General features: G+C 32.7%; 45 protein-coding genes. 44 read left to right on the forward strand and 1 reads right to left on the reverse strand.

Annotated elements, in window-relative coordinates; all coding sequences use genetic code 11:
* Positions 1-42: 42 nt before the first annotated feature.
* The 8 genes from DW019_RS01535 (at position 43) to DW019_RS01565 (ending at position 5,854) form a co-directional block, all read left to right on the forward strand.
* Positions 43-438 carry a hypothetical protein gene (locus tag DW019_RS01535; protein ID WP_118442277.1) on the forward strand — a complete coding sequence of 132 codons (396 nt, stop codon included), beginning with the start codon at positions 43-45 and terminating at the stop codon, positions 436-438.
* Between the two features lie 70 nt (positions 439-508).
* Positions 509-673 (forward strand): hypothetical protein, encoded by a 165-nt coding sequence (locus DW019_RS14870; protein WP_182430999.1) that lies wholly within the window; start codon positions 509-511, stop codon positions 671-673.
* A gap of 100 nt (positions 674-773) precedes the next feature.
* Positions 774-1,670 carry an ATP-binding protein gene (locus tag DW019_RS01540; protein WP_118442278.1) on the forward strand — a complete coding sequence of 299 codons (897 nt, stop codon included), beginning with the start codon at positions 774-776 and terminating at the stop codon, positions 1,668-1,670.
* A gap of 2 nt (positions 1,671-1,672) precedes the next feature.
* Positions 1,673-2,260 (forward strand): hypothetical protein, encoded by a 588-nt coding sequence (locus tag DW019_RS01545; RefSeq protein ID WP_118442279.1) that lies wholly within the window; start codon positions 1,673-1,675, stop codon positions 2,258-2,260.
* 43 nt (positions 2,261-2,303) lie between these two features.
* The gene (locus DW019_RS01550; protein WP_118442280.1) at positions 2,304-2,672 is read left to right on the forward strand and encodes a hypothetical protein; all 369 of its coding nucleotides are present in this window, start codon (positions 2,304-2,306) and stop codon (positions 2,670-2,672) included.
* Positions 2,673-2,685: 13 nt separating this feature from the next.
* On the forward strand, positions 2,686-3,168 hold the full coding sequence (locus DW019_RS01555; RefSeq protein WP_118442281.1) for a hypothetical protein: 483 nt from the start codon (positions 2,686-2,688) through the stop codon (positions 3,166-3,168).
* 342 nt (positions 3,169-3,510) lie between these two features.
* Positions 3,511-5,025 carry an RNA-guided endonuclease TnpB family protein gene (locus DW019_RS01560; RefSeq protein WP_182431000.1) on the forward strand — a complete coding sequence of 505 codons (1,515 nt, stop codon included), beginning with the start codon at positions 3,511-3,513 and terminating at the stop codon, positions 5,023-5,025.
* Between the two features lie 328 nt (positions 5,026-5,353).
* The gene (locus DW019_RS01565; protein ID WP_182431001.1) at positions 5,354-5,854 is read left to right on the forward strand and encodes a sigma-70 family RNA polymerase sigma factor; all 501 of its coding nucleotides are present in this window, start codon (positions 5,354-5,356) and stop codon (positions 5,852-5,854) included.
* A gap of 40 nt (positions 5,855-5,894) precedes the next feature.
* On the opposite strand, the gene DW019_RS01570 is transcribed toward DW019_RS01565, so the two are convergent.
* On the reverse strand, positions 5,895-6,203 hold the full coding sequence (locus DW019_RS01570; RefSeq protein WP_118442284.1) for a hypothetical protein: 309 nt from the start codon (positions 6,201-6,203) through the stop codon (positions 5,895-5,897).
* 371 nt (positions 6,204-6,574) lie between these two features.
* Here DW019_RS01570 and DW019_RS01575 point away from each other — a divergent pair, with 371 nt between their 5' ends.
* From DW019_RS01575 to DW019_RS01700, 36 genes are all read left to right on the forward strand, one after another.
* Positions 6,575-6,817, forward strand: a complete 243-nt coding sequence (locus DW019_RS01575; RefSeq protein ID WP_118442285.1) for a hypothetical protein — start codon at positions 6,575-6,577, stop codon at positions 6,815-6,817.
* 13 nt (positions 6,818-6,830) lie between these two features.
* The gene (locus tag DW019_RS14830) at positions 6,831-7,157 is read left to right on the forward strand and encodes a hypothetical protein (protein WP_147353000.1); all 327 of its coding nucleotides are present in this window, start codon (positions 6,831-6,833) and stop codon (positions 7,155-7,157) included.
* A gap of 6 nt (positions 7,158-7,163) precedes the next feature.
* Positions 7,164-7,787 (forward strand): hypothetical protein, encoded by a 624-nt coding sequence (locus tag DW019_RS01580; RefSeq protein ID WP_118442286.1) that lies wholly within the window; start codon positions 7,164-7,166, stop codon positions 7,785-7,787.
* 282 nt (positions 7,788-8,069) lie between these two features.
* A complete protein-coding gene (locus DW019_RS14875) occupies positions 8,070-8,246 on the forward strand; it encodes a hypothetical protein (protein ID WP_182431002.1) in 177 nt (58 codons plus the stop codon).
* Between the two features lie 146 nt (positions 8,247-8,392).
* Positions 8,393-8,617, forward strand: a complete 225-nt coding sequence (locus DW019_RS01585) for a hypothetical protein (RefSeq protein WP_118442287.1) — start codon at positions 8,393-8,395, stop codon at positions 8,615-8,617.
* Positions 8,618-8,621: 4 nt separating this feature from the next.
* Positions 8,622-8,843: a helix-turn-helix domain-containing protein gene (locus DW019_RS01590; RefSeq protein WP_118442288.1), complete on the forward strand. Its 222-nt coding sequence runs from the start codon at positions 8,622-8,624 to the stop codon at positions 8,841-8,843.
* An 11-nt stretch (positions 8,844-8,854) separates the two neighbouring features.
* Complete coding sequence (locus tag DW019_RS01595) at positions 8,855-9,199, forward strand: hypothetical protein (RefSeq protein WP_118442289.1); 345 nt, start codon at positions 8,855-8,857, stop codon at positions 9,197-9,199.
* A 124-nt stretch (positions 9,200-9,323) separates the two neighbouring features.
* Complete coding sequence (locus DW019_RS01600; protein ID WP_118442290.1) at positions 9,324-9,794, forward strand: hypothetical protein; 471 nt, start codon at positions 9,324-9,326, stop codon at positions 9,792-9,794.
* Positions 9,791-9,949, forward strand: a complete 159-nt coding sequence (locus DW019_RS14880; RefSeq protein WP_182431003.1) for a hypothetical protein — start codon at positions 9,791-9,793, stop codon at positions 9,947-9,949. Before DW019_RS01600 ends, DW019_RS14880 begins: the two co-directional genes overlap by 4 nt.
* Positions 9,950-10,146: 197 nt before the next feature.
* On the forward strand, positions 10,147-10,491 hold the full coding sequence (locus DW019_RS01605; protein ID WP_118442291.1) for a hypothetical protein: 345 nt from the start codon (positions 10,147-10,149) through the stop codon (positions 10,489-10,491).
* 13 nt (positions 10,492-10,504) lie between these two features.
* A complete protein-coding gene (locus tag DW019_RS01610) occupies positions 10,505-10,816 on the forward strand; it encodes a hypothetical protein (RefSeq protein ID WP_118442292.1) in 312 nt (103 codons plus the stop codon).
* 24 nt (positions 10,817-10,840) lie between these two features.
* Positions 10,841-11,293, forward strand: coding sequence for a hypothetical protein (locus DW019_RS01615; protein ID WP_118442293.1), 453 nt, complete (start codon positions 10,841-10,843; stop codon positions 11,291-11,293).
* Between the two features lie 21 nt (positions 11,294-11,314).
* The gene (locus DW019_RS01620; protein WP_118442294.1) at positions 11,315-11,746 is read left to right on the forward strand and encodes a hypothetical protein; all 432 of its coding nucleotides are present in this window, start codon (positions 11,315-11,317) and stop codon (positions 11,744-11,746) included.
* A 113-nt stretch (positions 11,747-11,859) separates the two neighbouring features.
* The gene (locus DW019_RS01625; RefSeq protein ID WP_118442295.1) at positions 11,860-12,444 is read left to right on the forward strand and encodes a DUF3841 domain-containing protein; all 585 of its coding nucleotides are present in this window, start codon (positions 11,860-11,862) and stop codon (positions 12,442-12,444) included.
* Complete coding sequence (locus tag DW019_RS01630) at positions 12,431-12,829, forward strand: hypothetical protein (protein ID WP_118442296.1); 399 nt, start codon at positions 12,431-12,433, stop codon at positions 12,827-12,829. The genes DW019_RS01625 and DW019_RS01630 overlap by 14 nt, the downstream gene beginning before the upstream one ends.
* The gene (locus DW019_RS14885; protein WP_182431004.1) at positions 12,793-12,966 is read left to right on the forward strand and encodes a hypothetical protein; all 174 of its coding nucleotides are present in this window, start codon (positions 12,793-12,795) and stop codon (positions 12,964-12,966) included. Before DW019_RS01630 ends, DW019_RS14885 begins: the two co-directional genes overlap by 37 nt.
* 38 nt (positions 12,967-13,004) lie before the next feature.
* Positions 13,005-13,673 carry a hypothetical protein gene (locus DW019_RS01635; RefSeq protein WP_118442297.1) on the forward strand — a complete coding sequence of 223 codons (669 nt, stop codon included), beginning with the start codon at positions 13,005-13,007 and terminating at the stop codon, positions 13,671-13,673.
* Positions 13,674-13,715: 42 nt separating this feature from the next.
* On the forward strand, positions 13,716-13,922 hold the full coding sequence (locus DW019_RS01640; RefSeq protein ID WP_118442298.1) for a hypothetical protein: 207 nt from the start codon (positions 13,716-13,718) through the stop codon (positions 13,920-13,922).
* Between the two features lie 66 nt (positions 13,923-13,988).
* Positions 13,989-14,303 carry a hypothetical protein gene (locus DW019_RS01645; RefSeq protein ID WP_118442299.1) on the forward strand — a complete coding sequence of 105 codons (315 nt, stop codon included), beginning with the start codon at positions 13,989-13,991 and terminating at the stop codon, positions 14,301-14,303.
* Between the two features lie 36 nt (positions 14,304-14,339).
* Entirely contained in the window at positions 14,340-14,477 is a 138-nt protein-coding gene (locus DW019_RS14890) for a hypothetical protein (protein ID WP_182431005.1), read from the forward strand.
* A gap of 32 nt (positions 14,478-14,509) precedes the next feature.
* Entirely contained in the window at positions 14,510-14,719 is a 210-nt protein-coding gene (locus tag DW019_RS01650) for a hypothetical protein (RefSeq protein WP_118442300.1), read from the forward strand.
* A 33-nt stretch (positions 14,720-14,752) separates the two neighbouring features.
* On the forward strand, positions 14,753-14,917 hold the full coding sequence (locus DW019_RS14895; protein ID WP_182431006.1) for a hypothetical protein: 165 nt from the start codon (positions 14,753-14,755) through the stop codon (positions 14,915-14,917).
* A 44-nt stretch (positions 14,918-14,961) separates the two neighbouring features.
* The gene (locus DW019_RS14900; protein ID WP_182431007.1) at positions 14,962-15,126 is read left to right on the forward strand and encodes a hypothetical protein; all 165 of its coding nucleotides are present in this window, start codon (positions 14,962-14,964) and stop codon (positions 15,124-15,126) included.
* 18 nt (positions 15,127-15,144) lie between these two features.
* On the forward strand, positions 15,145-15,324 hold the full coding sequence (locus tag DW019_RS01655; RefSeq protein ID WP_118442301.1) for a hypothetical protein: 180 nt from the start codon (positions 15,145-15,147) through the stop codon (positions 15,322-15,324).
* Positions 15,325-15,376: 52 nt separating this feature from the next.
* Positions 15,377-15,538: a hypothetical protein gene (locus tag DW019_RS14905; protein WP_182431008.1), complete on the forward strand. Its 162-nt coding sequence runs from the start codon at positions 15,377-15,379 to the stop codon at positions 15,536-15,538.
* Positions 15,539-15,575: 37 nt separating this feature from the next.
* On the forward strand, positions 15,576-15,785 hold the full coding sequence (locus DW019_RS01660; RefSeq protein ID WP_182431009.1) for a Lar family restriction alleviation protein: 210 nt from the start codon (positions 15,576-15,578) through the stop codon (positions 15,783-15,785).
* 53 nt (positions 15,786-15,838) lie between these two features.
* Positions 15,839-16,060, forward strand: coding sequence for a hypothetical protein (locus tag DW019_RS01665; protein ID WP_118442303.1), 222 nt, complete (start codon positions 15,839-15,841; stop codon positions 16,058-16,060).
* 54 nt (positions 16,061-16,114) lie between these two features.
* Positions 16,115-16,312 (forward strand): hypothetical protein, encoded by a 198-nt coding sequence (locus DW019_RS01670; protein WP_118442304.1) that lies wholly within the window; start codon positions 16,115-16,117, stop codon positions 16,310-16,312.
* Between the two features lie 40 nt (positions 16,313-16,352).
* A complete protein-coding gene (locus tag DW019_RS14910) occupies positions 16,353-16,505 on the forward strand; it encodes a hypothetical protein (RefSeq protein ID WP_182431010.1) in 153 nt (50 codons plus the stop codon).
* Positions 16,506-16,538: 33 nt separating this feature from the next.
* On the forward strand, positions 16,539-16,796 hold the full coding sequence (locus DW019_RS01675) for a hypothetical protein (protein ID WP_118442305.1): 258 nt from the start codon (positions 16,539-16,541) through the stop codon (positions 16,794-16,796).
* 79 nt (positions 16,797-16,875) lie between these two features.
* Complete coding sequence (locus DW019_RS01680; protein WP_118442306.1) at positions 16,876-17,082, forward strand: hypothetical protein; 207 nt, start codon at positions 16,876-16,878, stop codon at positions 17,080-17,082.
* An 18-nt stretch (positions 17,083-17,100) separates the two neighbouring features.
* Positions 17,101-17,280: a hypothetical protein gene (locus tag DW019_RS01685; RefSeq protein WP_118442307.1), complete on the forward strand. Its 180-nt coding sequence runs from the start codon at positions 17,101-17,103 to the stop codon at positions 17,278-17,280.
* A gap of 30 nt (positions 17,281-17,310) precedes the next feature.
* On the forward strand, positions 17,311-17,541 hold the full coding sequence (locus tag DW019_RS01690) for a hypothetical protein (RefSeq protein WP_118442308.1): 231 nt from the start codon (positions 17,311-17,313) through the stop codon (positions 17,539-17,541).
* Positions 17,542-17,667: 126 nt separating this feature from the next.
* Positions 17,668-18,669, forward strand: a complete 1,002-nt coding sequence (locus DW019_RS01695) for a DUF5688 family protein (RefSeq protein ID WP_118442309.1) — start codon at positions 17,668-17,670, stop codon at positions 18,667-18,669.
* The gene (locus tag DW019_RS14915; protein ID WP_182431011.1) at positions 18,666-18,836 is read left to right on the forward strand and encodes a hypothetical protein; all 171 of its coding nucleotides are present in this window, start codon (positions 18,666-18,668) and stop codon (positions 18,834-18,836) included. The genes DW019_RS01695 and DW019_RS14915 overlap by 4 nt, the downstream gene beginning before the upstream one ends.
* The gene (locus DW019_RS01700) at positions 18,827-19,030 is read left to right on the forward strand and encodes a hypothetical protein (RefSeq protein ID WP_118442310.1); all 204 of its coding nucleotides are present in this window, start codon (positions 18,827-18,829) and stop codon (positions 19,028-19,030) included. Before DW019_RS14915 ends, DW019_RS01700 begins: the two co-directional genes overlap by 10 nt.
* Positions 19,031-19,039 lie beyond the last annotated feature (9 nt).

Below are 19,039 nucleotides of genomic sequence, written 5' to 3' on the forward strand. Positions count from 1 at the left end.
GGAACGAGAAGAACAAAGTAATAAAGAAAGTGAGGAATGATTATGAAGAAACAATTTGCATTCTTATTAGTTTGGATTTGCAGTGGCGTAACGATGTGCGCTTATCAAGCGGACAACAAAATACTTGGACTTGGTTTTACTCTTTTGAGTTTTATGTATTTTTTTATTTTGGAGGAGAGGGATAATAAATTGAAAGAGCGGAAGAAATATATAAAAGTAAGAAAGAATAATAAAATCTGCAATATAACAGATGAGGAACTAATGAACTTTATAGTGAGGGGTAGAAAATTATATCACGAAGCTTCTAATAACGAAAAAGATTGTGCAAAAAAATGCATGTCTTGTATTTACTCATATGTTCATATGGGAGATAAAAACAGCCTTTGTCGCGCCTGCGAAGCCGGCTGTCACTATACTATGCCGCTCCGGAAGAATTAATGATGAGGATTTAGCTAAAATACTTAAATTACGGTCAAAACCTTATATTAATAGGAAGGAATGATGATACATGACGTTTAACAAAGGATTGTTTCTCTCATTATGCAAAAAATATGATGTGGAAATTAGCAAAACTGCATCAACGCCAATGATAAAAGACGAATTTGGCACTCATCCAATGATAGAAAGACGAAAACTAATCAAGCGGAAACATAATATCAAACGCAAAGCATAAATATTTTTGCTCATAATACGGTTTTTATTTTATCTATCAGCAGACATATTAGTAATAAGACAATGTATTTGAATCAAAAAAAACAGAAAGGAAAATGATTATGGGAATGGATAATCATATGCTGTCATGTATTAAAGCATTAGCTGAAAACCGAATTCAAGATGCAAAAAATGAAGCAATTTGTTGTTGCATTAATGATACAACAAAAAAGAATGCCGGGCAAACAGCATATTATAAAAAATTATTAGAGAATGGCTCTACAAACCTTTTCGAGCTTCCATATAACTTAAAAGGGTTAATGAAAATGATTGATGTATCAGATTTTAACGAGTCCAGATACTATCTTGGCGAGCGGCAGAAAGAATTATATAAAAAAATCGAAACCGGAGTCAAAACAACTACCAAACTGCTTGAATATGGCATTCCATACATGAATAGCACATTGCTATATGGAATTCCGGGAACCGGCAAGACAGAATTCGCAAAATATGTTGCTTACAAATTAGGGATGCCATATGCTTATTTGAACTTTTCTTATTTAATTGAATCATATTTAGGCAAAACGGCTCAAAATTTACATCAAATTTTTGATTATTGTAAAGGCCAAAAGTGCGTTCTCATGTTGGATGAAATTGATTGCATCGGATTAGCAAGAGGGGGTGGCTCCGGCGCTGATGGAGAATTAGGAAGAACAACTATTGCACTAATGCAGGCGTTAGACGAATTGGTTGACGGACAAGTTATTATTGCTGCAACCAATCGAGAGGACCGTTTAGATAAAGCCTTATTAAGAAGATTTCAGCGAAAAGTGGAATTTACACCATTTAACCTGAGAGAAAATGCTTCCATGATTCGTACATATATGAATGATGTAAATACGAATTTTCTTACAGAAGAAGTATTAGATTTCGCAAAAGAAGAACATACTCAGGCCGAAATAGTAAAATTCCTTATTGAAACAATTGTTGAAAAAGTAAGTAAAGAAAGGGGCGAATAGATATGTTCTTTAAAGGAACCTCAATTAATATAAATAGTAAAACAGAAAAAGTTATTTTGCAGTCTTTAAACCCTGGCGAAACATTTTTGATTGGAACCCATGAGTTTATTGTTTTAAAGCAAGGGTATGATTTCACAAAAGTGATTTCAAAAAATCTCATGGCAATGGATGTCCAGTTTGATGAAAACACAGGAGACTATAATAAATCCGCATTGAAGCAATATATTGACAGAAAAATCAGACCGATTATTCTAAAAAATGTCGGTGAAAAAAATCTCATTAAAGAATCAGTCCCATTAACGAGCCTTGATAATCAAACCGAATTTATCAATTGTATATGTGATGTCCGTCCACTTATTTTTGATGAGGTGAGAGAATACAACAATTTGCTTGTAAATAATGATTTACTAGACTGTTACTGGACAATTACACCGTGGTCTATAGCAGAAAGAGAATGGGAGTATTGTCGTTGCCTAATAGTTGTTGCACCATCTGGTTATATCTTCGGCCGCAGTTGCAACGACAACCGTGGCGTACGCCCGTTGTGTACCTTAAAATCTAATATCTTTGTACAAAGCGGAGAAAAATAAAAATAAGCCACAACAAATAACAAAAACTTTTAGGAGGATAATTATGAAGAAAATATTATGTAGCATCATGATTTTATTATTAACCATATCTGTAACCGGCTGTGATGAAATTGTAACATTGTCGAATGTCGATATAGAAAGAACTACAGTAAAAGTTAAAGTTGTAAATCAGTATCACCAATACCCGCATAGTTCTTATGCGTATAGCCCAATGACCGGGAAATTTGAGTATGTGTGTATACCGGGAACTTATCTAATTACAGTAGAATACCAAGGGGAACAATATGAATTTTCAGGGATGTCCACTTACCGAAAATATAAAGACAAAGTAGGAAAGTATGTAAACGGCATATTACAGACGAAAAAATACGAGAATGGAACGACATCTCAAAAAATTGTTGATTTAGAGTAACTGGAGGTGCTTTATGGCAAGCAGCAGACCACAAATAACAAAAGAATTATCAGAAGCTACCAAAAATCTTATTTGCCCATCCAATGACCCAAGAATCTATTGGGCGCGAGAAGTAACTTTTGATTACTCAACTTCATACTCAAAACGAGTAGATTTTATGAAGTTTAAGCCACTAAATAATTCAGTGTCAGGGATAGAAAAGGGCGATTTCTATTGTTATGAAGTGAAGTCATCCATCGAAGATTTTCATTCGCCAAACGGTCATAATTTCTTTGGCGATTATAATTATTACGTAATGCCGGAAGCTGTATTCGAGCAAGTAAAGCATGAAATTCCATACAATATTGGGGTATATGTTCCGGGAGAAATCCATTATAGCGGAAAATTTTATGAACTTAAATCAATCAAAAAGGCAAAACGAAAAGACAGAGAGCGACCGGTATCAGAAATGTTGTTAATGATGTTTCGTTCAATGGCTCGTGACAAAAGAAAATAAAAAACGCTCATAATACGATTCTCATTTCGTCTTAAAACAGACATATTATTTATAGCGGTTGATTTTGCAGCCGAATGATGAGGATATTATACCACTCATTAAAGTTTATATATTAATAATATATTTTAATGTATAAATGCAAAAAAAAGCATAGGATTAATATGTAGACACAAAAAAAGGGAAATCAATTTGAGACATGAAAGCGAAAGGAGGACGGCAACTCTCTCCGTAATTAAAACGCGAGAAGCTGCCTAATATTTTATGAATGACAGAAGTATAATTACGAGAAAACTTACATTAATTCCAGCTTTTTCTGATAGACCAAAATGGGAAGAGAAAGTGATGAGTTATACAGAGCAGTTTTATATTGATAAGATTGCATATTATAAAAACAAACTGACAAAAACGAAAGGAAAAGAAGAAAAACAAAAAATCAAAGACAAATTGGCTTCTTTAGAGGAGCAGGAAAATGAATTTGAAGAATCCGGAATACTTACTCAGGCAAATGTAACAGATTATACATATGATTTAGTTCGCAATGCGATGGCAAGCGAGGCCAATCGCAAAAATGCAATTATTAGTTATATAATATTGGAGTTACTGCACAACGGCGGACAAACAATGGATTTCAATGCAAGGAATAAGTTAATTAATGATTTGGTTAATTACGGGCTCCGCGTGAAAGGAAGCAGTAAAGGAAGCTTGTTTGATGAATTAGATATTGAAAATCCATTAAACGCATACGGATTCGCATTTAAACAAGATTTAAAGAAAAAAATCAGAGATATGGTAAATAGTAAAAGAGTATTGGATGGAAAATCATCAGTTATTACTTATAAAGCAGATAGTCCTTTTTCTATCAATAAAGAGAATATGAGTTTTACTCATGATTATAGCTCTTTTGAGGAATTAAGCGACCATATTCGTGACAATGACACCAATTTATACTTTAATTTTGGAAGTTCAGGGAATCCTACGATTGCTCGCTTTAAAATTAATTTAGGTGCCGGCCGGCACAAAAAGAACAAAGATGAATTGATTGCCACTTTACTAAAACTGTATTCCGGAGAATATCAATTTTGCGGAAGCCGTATTGGAATTGAGAAAAACAAAATTATTTTAAATTTAGTGCTGTCAATCCCTAAAAAAGTTCGTGCATTGGACGAAAATACTGTTGTTGGTGTAAATTTGGGTGTTGCCGTGCCTGCTATGTGTGCATTAAACAATAACGAATATGAACGGTTAGCTATTGGAAGCGCAGATGAATTCCTTAGAGTGCGCACAAAATTACAGGCGCAAAGAAGAAGATTGCAAAAATCATTGAAAGATGCTTCTGGCGGACACGGCAGGACAAAAAAACTAAAAGCATTAGAACGTGTCGCTAAAGCTGAATCTCATTTTGCAAATACATACTGCCATATGATTAGTAAGAGAATTGTGGATTTTGCATTGAAAAATAATGCAAAGTATATCAATTTGGAAAATCTTACTGGTTATGATACCAATGATTTTATTTTGCGGAACTGGAGTTATTATAAAATGCAGCAATACACTACATATAAAGCAGAAAAATATGGTATTATAGTAAGAAAAGTTAATCCATGCTATAATGCACAGGCATGTAGTGTGTGTGGAAACTATGCACCGGGACAAAGAAAATCCAGAGCCGTATTTATATGCGCAAATCCTGCATGTAAAAGTCATAAAAAGAACCATGGCAAGTTAGATGCTGAATTTAACAATGCAAGAAATGTAGCAATGTCTACTTTGTATATGAATGATGGACAAGTAACAGAAAAAAGTTTCAAAGAAGCAAGAGATTATTTTGGAATTGAAGAAGAAATAGAAACCATATAATCTTTTCTTACGGGTGATTTTGCCCCCGAATAGTGAGAGTCCAAAACTACTCACTAAAGTTTATGTGTTTTTAAATATATAAATATAAAAATCATTTTCCAAATTTATGTATTTTATAATATGTAGATGCAAAAAAAGATTAATTACTAAGTAAACACAAAAAGTATTTTCAGCCACTGATTTTCCTAAATTTATGTATTTTTTAATATATAAACACAAAAATCATTTTCCAAGATTTGTATATTTTATAATATGTAGACACAAAAATATGCCCCTAATGCAATAGAAACGAAAGGATGTTTAACAATTGACGGAAGAGCAAAAATGTTTGGCAGAAAAAAATTATAAGCTTATTTTTTCGTTTTTGGCAAAGCACAACCTTTCGGAAGAAGAATGGTTTGGCATCGCTGCAATTGGTTTTTGTAATGCTGTAATATCATATAATAAAGACAATTGCGCTTTTAGTACATACGCTTACCGTTGTATGTATAATGAATTTTCTAAAGAATGGAACCGAATGCAAAGGCAGGGTGAAATTCCCAAAGACCGGTTGTTATATTACGACCAAGTGTTAAAAACAGACGAATCAGAATCTTTGCTCGATTTTATTCCGTCCAATGAAAATACAGAAGCTGCTGCCATAGAAAAAGTTTTAGTCAATGAGGTACTGCAAAAATGTAAAAGCACTTTATCTAAAAGAGATTATCATATTTTTTGTTTATTTTTGCAGGGAATAACATATCGTGAAATTGCTAAGAGAGTTGGAGTTTCACGAGCAATGGCCGGAAAAGTAATAACGAAAACATTAAACATGATAAAACATTTGTAAAAAGCCATGAGTGGTTAACCCATGGCTTTAATTTTACATATTATATATTTCTACGTATAGAAAAATGCTCTTGTATTACATCGTCATTAGAATCTCCAATTCTAATTTGCGGACGTGGATACTCGTCACATATTACAAATGGTTGATTATTCTTTATTGTGTTAATAATTTTATCTTGAATAAATTCATAAGCTAAAACTATATCACGGAAATTATCATCAGCAAATATATAATATTTTTTTGTTTCGTTTGTTGACGTTTCAAATTCTAAAATTAAATGCTTCTCTTCAATAGTTGTACTAATTTTTTCAATAGTATATGATTGTTCGTCAATTATTAAAGTTCCCATATTTTCCCTTCTTCCTTATAAAAATAAATGAGGGACGAAAGCCCCTCATAAAATATGTCTTCAGCCTCGTAAGGTAATGAAGAACTATCAATTGTATTATAATACAAAATTTGTAAATGAGCAAATGATTTTTCTCATAATATGATTTTTATTTTCCCGCAAAACAGACATATTAGTAATAGATAGAAACTTAAAACGAATCGAGAGGAGCAGCAGATGTTAACAGAATATGAAATAGACAATATTTGTGACGAGAATGAGCAGGATTGTTATAACTGTGAAACAAGAGACGAATGTGATATGTGCCCTTTGGACTATGAAGCACTATTAAAGGAGCAATATATAGACAAGTTAAAGAAACAACGTAGTTTTTGGAAATCATTAAGGAAAACGAATATTTCCGCTATTATAATAGCAATCCTTATTATGATAGCGATAAGTCAATTTTGGATAATATTGCATTTATGTATAACTCTTTTGAAATAAAAGAGGAAAAGAAAGAAGCAAGAAAATCTTTTCTCAACGAACTACAATATGAGCCGGACGAGGAAGAAAAAGTATTGAATTTTATTGAAATGATTCAAGATGTAGACGTTGAGGATAATAATAACTAAAAGGAGGGTAACTATGAAAAGGTTTGTATTATTTTTAAGTATGGTATTTTGTCTCGGTTTAAGCATGAACATTTCAAATACATATGCAAAAAATAATGAGACAGTAAAAACGTCTAATTCTATGGAATTAAAAGAGTCTAAAAAAGAAAAACCAGCTAAAGAAAAGCCAAAAAAGGAAATTAAAGAAAAAGAATGTAAAAAGACTCAAAAACAGAGTTTGGATAATCTTATTAGTATTCTTGGTGGAATTTGCTTAGGAATTGGTGTTGCTTTTGTCGCTCTTCATGGAAAATGGAACACATATCGTTATTTAAAAATCAAAGATATTAAAAAGGAGTGATGTAATATGTCAAAAATAACATATCATAAACCATATCCAACGATTGGACAATTGATAAAAAATAAAAACTATGATTACATTTCCTATCGGCTGCGTTACCGTGAGGATGAGCCAGATGGAGAATTTTGTGGATGTTTTGCTGCAAAAGATGGGAATATTATTTCGCTCGATGGCGATTGCTATGGATTAGATGAAGAAGTGTTAATTTCGAAAGAATGGAGTTATCCAGAGGAGGGAATCAAAAATGGTCTTACCGTAGTTGTTCCGGGAAGGGAAATTACGAGAGATTATTTAGATTCTTGCGATGAATGGGACGAAGACAATAATGAATCTCTTAAAAAGTCTAAAAGAAATCAAAGGCTTAATAAACGCAAAAGAGATTTGAAATATCGACACCATCTTAAGCGATTATGCGAATTAGTACTTGAAGATTGTTATTACTATCCGGTACACAAAGAAAAAAGCGCTGCTAAAAAGCCTAAAACCTATTATAAAAGAACCTATCGCGAAAAAAATCGAATCAAATATTTAAAAAAGCAGTCAAACAGAAAGGTCCGTCATTACAAAGGTGAATTACATAAAGGCGGACAATATCGCAAAGTGTATGAAGTTTGGTGGCAGTATGACTAACAAGGAGGTGATGCCGATTCATGAAGAAGAAAGAATACCAAAAAGACGAATGGATTCCATGTTAGATGCTAGTGCATGAAAAAATTCACAACCGAAAAGGGAAAAACAATGATACAAGACATAAAAAGAGCAATCCGCGAGTTATCTGATAAACTGGACCAGTGGATTGAAGAGTTGCTTTATTAGTTCACCCAATGGAATAAAATATTGGATGAATATAAATTCTAAGTATGCAACAGACATGTTAAAAATAAGAAATATTTTAAGAAGGAAGTGATTGTTTTGAATGAAATAACATGTTGCGACAAAGACGATTCTGTATTGGTAACGGTATCGGATGTCCGCCTGGAAAAAGAAATAAGAGATTTATCCAAAGGAAATCCGGATATCAATATTTTGCTACCTACTCCACAATTGGTTGCTACGTTACCACTTAAATATTTACATTTTCACGAATAACATCTTCGGATGTTATTTTTTTTGCTCATAATATGATTTTTGTTTTCCTACAAAACAGACATATTAGTAATAAAGGATATGAAAGGCGGTGTTTTTTATGAAAGATATAGAACATAAGGACATTTATCATTAAAAAGGAGACGGCTATGAAACGAAGAAAAAATATTGTTACTTTTGAGAGAAGCGAAACAGGAAAAGCAAATTCAGAGTTTACCATGTTATTGCTTGCTGAAGCCAATTGTGCGAAGGTTTTTGTTTCATATTGGCAGCTCGTGCATGATGAGGCAGGAATTGACATCATATGCGAAGATGGTGACATTGCATATGAGAAAGTAAAACAAAGCTTGTCGCTTAAAGAAAAGGAGGAATAAAACTGTGGTAGCAACAAAAGGAAAAACGAAAGCAGTATTGAATCATCTACAGGCAAAAGGAAGTATTACTTCTATTGAAGCCATTAACTTATTTGGCGCAACACGATTATCGGCAATTATTTTTAATCTGCGAAAAGCCGGATATATGATTATATCTGTTCCGCAGAAAGGCGTTGACCGCTATGGAACGAAAATGCAGTATGCGAAATATACGTTAATTAAGTAGGGAGGTCATGTATGAAATGGAATGACGTAAGCAAAAAACCAAAAAACGGAGAGGAAGTCTTAGGATTTAGGACTTCCTCGGATTGGGGAGACGAATATCTTTTATGTACGTTTTTTAAAAAAGGCACTATTATCCAAGACGATTATCCAGTTGCGGGAAATACTCCCGGAAACCGACTTTTGGATGCAATATTTAATCCAAAAGACAAAGGCAAAAAAGTTGTTCAAGAAGATTGTTTTTGTTTCCAAGAAGTAAATAAGGATGATTTGCTTGAATGGAGAGTATGGCGTTCTATACAAAAATGGGCGCGAATTTATAATCCGGACGGAAAAGCATCTATTCCGAGGAAATATTGAAATAATAACAAGGACAATAAAATTATTATAGAACAATTAAATGAACCGTCTCGAACAGAAGACAAAATGCATCAACTTTATAATCAAAATGTTTTGCAAAAATGCAAAAAGAAGGAGGACGAAAATGAATGCAACAGAAATCATAAATGAGTTACATAAAGAGGTAGGCATTATTGGCGGTTTTAATTCCGTTTTTACCATCCTAATTATGCTTACGATATTAATTTGCCTTTTTATTCACGCTAAAACGGATGAAAACCGTATTACTTTTTCTGTTTTTTTTATTACTATTATCATTCTCGCATCCGTGTTTATTATAGAACTAGCTTTTGATACTGAAAATTCACCGTGTAAAAAAGCGATAAACGCGGCCGAGGAAAACAAAATTGCCATTGTATATGATAACCGAACGCTTAATTATAAATCATTGATAGATAATGCTTCTAAAATTGATTGGTCGTATATTACATTTGACGAAAAAGACAACAAAATTATTTTAACACAGTCCGCTCAATCAAGGGAAATGGACGAAAAGCAAAGGCTTTATAATCAAGAGATTTTGAAAAGATGTGGAAAAAAGGAGAACGAAATATGATAGCTATTGTTTGTTTTGTTTTGGCGGCAATTTTGCTTATAGGGCTTGTTCTGGCATGGGTTGTTCTGGCGTTTATTCCCGATGAAATGGAAGAAACGGAAGAAACAGAAGTCCAAATGAGTATGATTCGGAAGATGAAGCAAAAGCAGTCATGATTTAAGCAACAAATGATTTCGAGAATTCTTAAAATCTGCTTCTACGGAATCTTGTTCTTGAATCTTATTTAACTTTTTAGGCGTCGGGGATTTATCTTGACGTTTTTTTATAAGAAGAGATTAACAGACATATTAAATCTAAGGTTTTCAAAAATAAGGAGAACACAAAAAAATTAAACAAACTAGGAGGTTACAAAATGAAAACTTTAGAAGGACATGTTGTATTAAAACCATGGAATCCGAATATGGTATGGACCGGAGAACCGGAATATACCAAAATCACTCGTCTTTATATGAGTGTGGGTAATGGAGATGCATGGTATGAGTATGTGAAAAGAGCAGAGATTACAAATGGATTAATGCATCTTACAACATATCGAGGAAAGCCTGTTGTAATAAATGCAAACTGGATAGTAAAAGCAGAAGATTTTACTGTCGTTCGAGTTACCGGAGCTATCGAAGTTTTACCGGGGATTTATGATGAAAAACTCGAAGAACGTTTGTATCTTGCACAGGATAATGTTGTTGTTGAATTAAGATAAGGAGGTCTTAAAAATGGAAAATAAGTTACATAGAATAATGCCGCGTGCAGCATTGATATCTTGTATGATTTGTACATTAGCTTGTTTTGCTTTAAAAAATAGCGATACCGCTAAGGCTAAAATATCTACTACGCCTACCGCTTCCGTTAATGCAGTTCAGGAAGCTTGGGAACGTGGATATGAAAACGGAACCAAAGCAGCAAAAGAAGAAATAAAATCTAAAAAAGAAACAAAAAATACAGAAGATGAAGAAACTTCTTTTTGTTTAGTGATTTTAGCTTCGATTGTAGGCAGCTTATTAGGATATGTATTAGTAAAGCGCTAACTTATAAAATAGGAGGTAATTATTATGACAAAGTTATTAATTTTTGGTATTGGTGTATTGGTTTTTTCTTCTTTATTATACTGTATTTCGCTTTTTGTGGCGAAATGGAAAGGTACATATGAAGAAGGAGAAGTATGTTTTTCGGATGAAGATAAAAAAAGAATGAGTACTTTTGAAGATAAAAAAAGAAATAAAATTCTTTATATATCAGTATCGTTCAAAATTGCTCTTCATGTATTTTGGGGCTTTTGGTACTTTTACCTAGCATCAATATGTGCAAATGTCATTATTTATATAATGGCGGCTGTTCTGATTATATGGCAGCTTATTTGTATTATAAGAGATATTATATTCATTCGCAAAACGAAAGACACGTTGTTAGATATAAAGAGACAAAAAAGCTTTTACAAAGAATTCTTTGAAAGTCTGTACAAAGTCATTTTTTATGGTCTCATTTTTCTTAGCATGATATTGTAGATAGTTTCAGGAGGTATTATTATGTTTTTGATATTTATTGCTATATTACTTAGCTGTTCTTTATTGCTTTGTATTTTGTTTTTTTTGGAAAAATGGAACGGCACTTACAGAGAAGAGACTTTTACGGAAGAAAGTAAAATGTCAATTAGTGTTAATCTTAATGGCGAAAAAAGAGAAAAACTTTTTGACGTTTCAGGAGTGTTGAAAATTGTTCTTCATATCATTTCAATTTTATGGTGCTTCTTTATAATGTCAACATTTGCCAATATTACCATTCGTGTAATGGCCATCATTTTGATTGTGTGGCGTTTTGTTTGTATTATAAGAGTAATTTTACTTATTCACAAAACAGACGATGTATTAGAAATGAAGTCAAAAAGCTTTTATGAAAATTTCTTTGTACAGTTGTATAAAGTCGTTTTCTATGGTCTCATTTTTCTTAGTCTGATTTAATTTTTGGCGTCGGGATATCCCGGCGCTTTTTTATTGCTTAGAGAATACAGACATATTATAAATATCAATTAAAAAAATAGGAGTTCATAAAACTGAACAGGAAGGAGAGCACTATGAAACTTTATAGCATTCAGCCGGTTGAAGTGGCTAAACTGCTAAAAGAAGGAAAGACATTTATCTGTGACCCAGAAAAAAGCGGCTTTTCTGTAGAGTTAAAAGAAGCATACGCTTGGATGGTAACTCAAATGGAAAAAAGATTTCCTAAACCGTCCAATGTTGTTTTTCCTATCTGGGCATGGCATACATATGACTGGAAACGAAAACTTAATCTTGAAGAAGGTGGGTTTGGTATTCCGGGAACAAAATATGCTTGTCTTGAATTAGCGGTCCCGGATGAACAAGTGCTATTATCTGATTTTGATAATTGGCACGCCGTTCTTAATGGCTACTATCTAGCTGATGGGAAAAATGAAATCGAATGGGAAGAAAATCATAAATGGTTTGATTCTTTGCCGCTTAGCAAAAAGAAAATAATTATGAAAAAAAGTTGGGAGAAAATATTTGACGTAACTCCAATTAATTCTGACTGGGTTATAAACGGACAATACATTCAAGCAACTTTTTGGGAAATTAAACCGGAGTATTTGCAAAATGTAACATATTTTATTGACAAGGAGATGGAAGATGATGAAATTTAAAAATTGGAAAGACATGTATAACTTGATTAGCAAAGGAATTGATTTGTATAATCCTGAAACAGAAACTTTTGTTTCGGTATACAATGATGCAGGTGCTTTATGTACCTATGATATTTCTAAAGAAGAAGCAAAAACGTTAGTAAAGGAGTCTGAAGGAACAAATGAATCTTGGCTTGCGTTTTTGGGAATTGGCGGAAATATTTTAGATGATACATATTATAACGGGGCCCGTTATCTGAAGGATGACCCAGAATATGAATTATATATGGCGCCATCTTATGATTTCTGTAAGAACAATTATGGATTGGACGGCTGGATGACAACGGACGAGTATCGTTTTGAGTTGATATGGCGGATAAACTTACCGCTCGATTCAATGAAGTAATAGAAAGCCAGACAGATAAACTGGATTTCTTTATGGAATTACTGGAAGTTGGATACACATTGAACGATATTAAAAAGTATTGTCCGGAGAGATATGAATTCAGCAAATTATTTATGGAAGAACATGGGCTGATTTAATCAGCCTGTGTCAACTAATTTTGAAAGGAGAAAATGATATGAAAACATTATATTTTGAAGGAGCCGGATGCGTTCCGGCAAATGACGTTGAGAATTGTAGAATTAGAACAGCATTTACTAATAAAGCAGGTGAAAAAATCTATCTTGAAATGTCTTCAGGGTGCAAACATACGAGAGTAAGATATGGAGTAGCAGGAAAGTTAGAAAGTCCCAAAAAAATAATAACAACAGAAGATGGATATATTTGTTGTGATTTCTGTCATTATATAACAAGCGACCCTAAAATTGATGATGTAAATTATTCACGATTAAGCTGCGAACGCAATGCGGAATTAAAAATGAAATACACAAAGGCAAATATTCTTGCATTTGTAAATGAACATTGTAATGCTGACTTCGATGAAATTGTTGTGCTTGATAATCTTGCCGGATATAGAGTCTTTGCAGATTATACAAAAAATACGGTCAATACACCATTGATGTATAATTATGGTGATACTTTTGAATATGATGCAGAATTGACAAAGAAACGCAGAGCAAAAGTAGAACAAATGAAGAAAGAATTTGAACAGTTGTTCAATCAGAAATATGATAACACAAGTTATTATATTGAAAATGGAGATTTGGTAGTAAGGCTGAATGTATCTGATGATGCATTGGAAGCGGCAAATTGGACGAAAGGAAGACGATTTATTGTAGAAGTATAAGAGAAGTAAATTTGATTTTTTAACTGAGAAAGGAGAAGTTATATGATTAACGAAAAGAAATTCTTTTATAAAGCTAGGAGATATGAAGATAATAAAGAAGTAGTAGGGAGAGTGGGAAGTTCTCACTCAACAGAAGATGGAAAAGAAGTGACAACTTATTTTAATGAGTATATTGGAGATGTTGATGCAAATACAAATTGGAAGAGTTGTATTGTTAAAACAGATTCGATTCAACCATATTTAATCTAATTGAAAGAATTTTGAGAAATGTAATTGAGTAAATGGATATTTCTTTTGGAAAGGAAGGTAAGAAGAATGAAATTGGTACAAGAAATTAAAAAGAGTGAGTTATTAGAAAGAAGTTGGGGAATCTACAAATTAAACGCCAACGAGAAAAAGAAACATGGAAATAATTACGCATTGTCTCAGGGAGTGTTTTCTGACTATGCAATAAAAAAATTTGGTGTAGATGAACTGCTATCTAATCTTAAAGACTCCAATTATGAAGGATTTTTTGAGACACAAAAAGAAGCATATATGCAGGCAAAGTTAGTGGAAATGAAGAGTAAGATTGAAAGAATGGAACTTGCCATGAAGAACGTATTAAAATTACAAACACCAGAATGGTAATTAAATGCGTGTTTCATTAGAAGGTAGGTGAAGAATATGAAATGGAGAGTTGATTACGTTGTAGGTAATACATACAAAGTAAAGTATGTGGAAGCAAAAACAAATACAGAAGCAATAAAAAAGGCACAAGTAAAAAACATTGTGGATTTAAACCCAGTAGATGAAACAAAGTAAATTCGCATTTACTAGGGGAAACGGAGGGTAATATGAGAGAAATTAATGAAGGCATATTCCAATTTTCTTCAGGGGAAATTTATCGAGATGAAGAATGGATAAAAGCATGGTATGCAAATGAAAAAAGAACATATTACAAATGCCAAATGTTAAATGGTGGATGGTGTTATAAATATTATAAACTATCTATTGCAAAGTTGATATTAGAAAGAGGCGGTTATAAACAGATAATAAAGGCATAAGTAAACTAAGATTTACATAGAAGGGAGCAAACTATGGCAAATAAAATAAAAATTGATGAAGACACTTATGAATGTCCATCTTGCGGATATAGATGGTCAAGGCAAATGGGAATGACTGATTTATCATTTGATGAAGAAGAACGTTGTCCATGTTGTCCTGACTGCGGCGAGTTAATTGAAGATGGCGATGATTATTGATAACAATTAAAACTAAAATTTTTTAACGAAAGGTGGATAATTATATGAAAGCAACTAATATTATGTGGGATGTTGACCGCGAGGAGGAAAGAGATTATCTTCCAACAGAAATTGAAATTCCAAATGGGATGGCGGATAAATATGAAATTTCTGATTACTTATCAGGCGTAACAGGATTTTGTAACGATGGATATGTATTAGAAGACTAGGCATAAGGAGGAACAGATATGGAATTTACAGAAATGGATGAAGTAAGAGTAAGAACCTATAGTGGTGCTATTGGCACTATTGAAAAAGTTGTATATGAAATGGTAGATGGAAAAGAAACAGATAATGTATATTGCTATGAAATGGAAATCAATGGAAAACATGGGATTATTGTTTATCCAGATGAGATTGACGAATAAAGCTAATTATAGAACAGCAAATGTGTGTTTCATTAGATTGGAGGTAAGAGAAATGAAAGAATGTACAGTTATATGTAATACTCGTTGGGGATATTGCATGACACCAAAAAAATGTAAATCTATTGCAGAAGCAATTAGATATGCAAAAGAAATGGAAATGGCATTTAGAATATTTGTGAATGGAAAATGTATTAAGTCAGGTTGGTATAAGTAAATTCGCATTTCAAAGGAAAGTGAGGAAATTAAATAATATGATGAGAAATTTAACAGGGAAGGCAAAACCTTGTCCTATGTGTGGTTCAGAAAGAATTTACTTAAAAGAACCAACATATGAAGGTATATTTGATGTAAAAATTCAATGTGCAGATTGTGGATTGATGGGTTTTAAAAGTTTTATGAGAGGTGCAAAAAATCCAGTAGAAAAAACAATAGATTACTGGAATACAAGAAAAGGAAACTAAGATTTACTTTACAACGAAAGGAGTTGTTTCTTTTGGAATTGGAGGTAAGAAAAATGAGTAAAAGCAATTATGAAAAATATGCTGAAGTAAAACAGCAGGAATTATTGCATAAAGAAAGAAATCTATTGCAGGCAATCAGTTGTCTAAGGCGTAGACGAAAGTTTGCATCATTGCAATGTATTGATAGTGCAATAGATTTTGTTGCCGACTTATACGATTTATCCATTGATGAAGTGAAGCGAGCAATGGATGGAGAAGAATACTGGTGTATATGAAATTCGCATTTACTAGTGAATGGAAATAATATGAAGTTAGAAAGGATGATAAATATGGCTTATATATTAGGAAGATTAATTTCATGGAATGTGAAATTTGAAAAAGTAGATAGTCTAACTGTAAGAGTATATGGAAACTTTGATGGATTTTCTGTAGTTAGAGAATGTAAACAGGATAATTATATTGAAGTAGACGGAAGACTTATGGATTATGAGGACTTTGAAGATTGGATTTATTCAATTAAAATATAAGGATTAAATTCGTATTTCTTATGGATTGGAGGTAAAGTAAATGAAAACGTATTATATAAGGTTTATAAATCATGATATAGAAAAAATTGGTTTATACTGGATAAAAGCTACTAGCAAACGCAAGGCAATAAATTCATTTAAAAGAGATACCAGTGACTATTGTGAAATTTTAGAAATTACAGAGGCAGAGTAAATTCGCATTTCTTTAGAAAGGATGATAGATATTATGAGATTGTGTGACATTGTAGATATTAAATCTGCATTTATGGAAAAGACAGATTTAAGTGAAGAAGAAATCCAAACAATTATTGATGATATTCCAACTGCATTTGATAGAGATAAGGTAATTGAACAGTTGGAAGAATATGGAACATGTGAAGATAAGTGTTCTAATAAAAGTTGTTGCTATTCATGTAAAGATGATGTTATTGATAGAAGTGATGCAATAGACATTGTAGAGGGTGGTGGTATAAATGAAATATAGCTGTTACGACTGGAATGGAAATAAGTGGGAATTTAGACTTGAAACTAAGATTTACTTTACGTAGATTGGAGGAAAAAATATGTATACAGTTGACGGCTATGATAAAGATAATGATGTTTATGCAGAATATTGGAGAGGTAAAGATTTAGAAAAAGCAAAAGAAATTGCTACTATTTTAGATAATATTGCAATGCAAGATGGACTTATCCAATGGTCTGGGGAACTTATTGATTGGGTTCAAGTGACAAACGAAAATAATGAAATGATATATTTGCCTAGAAACTAAAGTAGATTGGAGGATATTATGCTAGATTTAAACAGAATAGTAAATGAAGCAATTCATAAAGCGTATTTAAAAGGCAGAAGAGATATGGCAGATGAGGTTAAAGAAATTTTGGCAAAGAAAAACATACATAATGCATATGAAATTGACATGCAAATGTTAGACAAGCTTTTTGAAGAACTGAATAACAGATGGACTTAATATAATAAGGAGGAATAAGATGAAATGTAAATGGTAAAAAAAGTTACACTGGATGGCGACACAATTAAGGAATTACATCGTCAGGAAAATATCCAGTGGGGCAAAGATATTTCTGAAAATTATTTACCGGAAGATATTTTTGATTCTTTATCGGATGATGATTTTGAAAAGATTGCCATTACATTGGACGAAAAAATGATGGAAAATAATGGAGAAACAGAGATTGCTGCAATTGAAGAGGCATTAGGATTTAAACTCTAATTTCCTGTTTAGTAAGAAAAGGAGGCTTCGGCCTTCTTTTTTTTATGTATTAGCATAGCAGACATATTAAATATATCTATTAAACAAATTGGAGTAATTCAATTGAACAACAGAAAGGAGCACATTATGAAATTTATTTCAGGTGAAATCGTAGTTAATGAATCTGAGGTGGAAGGATTCATTGATAGTGTGGAACTGGCAAATGATTATGGAGAAAAGTGTTCAAATGACCATTATAAGGTCTATGAGCAGTGTATCCAGTATCGTAAAGCGAAAGAAGTTTTAGCGGAAGTAGAAAAGCTTTCGCCGGTAAAAGTAAAATTAATTCAAAGCAAAGAAAAAGGATTAGGAATTCTTTTTTACGAAGAATCGATGAATGCGAATATTGGCCCGGTAGTCTGGATGTCACAATTTGTTAACACAGAAGTAACTCCGGAGGAAATCATTATCCTTGGACAAGATGCTTTGTTAAAGCATCAAGAAGTTACGAGAAAGTGTGACAAACAGATGCCAAGGACAAAGCAGGAGCTGCTTAATAAAGTGTTTTTCCGGTTGGTACCGGCAATCCCAGGTAACACAGTAGGACGGTCATATTTAGATATGGCAATTGGTTATCATTGTCTTATTGGTAAAGATGGAGAGCGAATATTGTCATTCATGATTACCCCGCATCTTTTGTCTGAATTAGATGTTTCTGAATCAGAATTATATGCGGCTGCAATGATTAATACTCCTACTTTCTTTCCTGCTGTATCAGAAGGAATGCGAGAGATGATATTGAAATTTACACCGGGAACTGAATCTCTTTTGCCGGAAGAAGACTTTGAATCAAATCCAATGATAATTATTACAAACAACGATAGTTTTTTTGGTGCGTCTGTAATTCTTTATCCGGACTGGCTTCATAAAACTTTTCAAAGAGATGTGTATATTTTGCCATCCTCTGTTCATGAGTGCATAGTGATTCCTAAAGAATCGGCGTTAGCTTCTACAACAGAAATGCAGAAAACAGTGCATGAAGTCAACAAAGAAGCGGTAACAGAAAAAGATTTTTTGTCAAATTCTGTATATTATTACGATTATGGCAAAAATGAAATTACAATTATTGAGCAGGAGGGAAAAGCATGATATCGGTATTAGGAAAAGAATCTCAAAAGGTATTCTCATCTACGTGTCAACGTGTAAAAGAAATGGGGCTTGATAAAAGACCATTTCGCATTATTATTTTCAAAAACCAGTATTCATTGGAGATGGATATTACGGATGAAGAAAAGGAGGAAATTTTATGCAGTTAAAATACAATTACGAAATCAAACAGGAAGGCCGCCAGTTGATTTTATGCAAATATTCTAAAACAAAAGGAATTCTTATGAATCCAATTGTAAAAAAGGATATGGAATCTTGCATTGAGGGTGTTAAGCGTGAAATCAATAATTGTATATCAGAAACGGAAGCTGATACAAAAGTTGCAGAATTTTGTTTATTATAGGAGGTCTAT

Origin of the sequence: Clostridium sp. AF37-5, from assembly GCF_003477605.1 — a bacterium.
GTDB lineage: Bacteria > Bacillota > Clostridia > Lachnospirales > Lachnospiraceae > Eubacterium_F.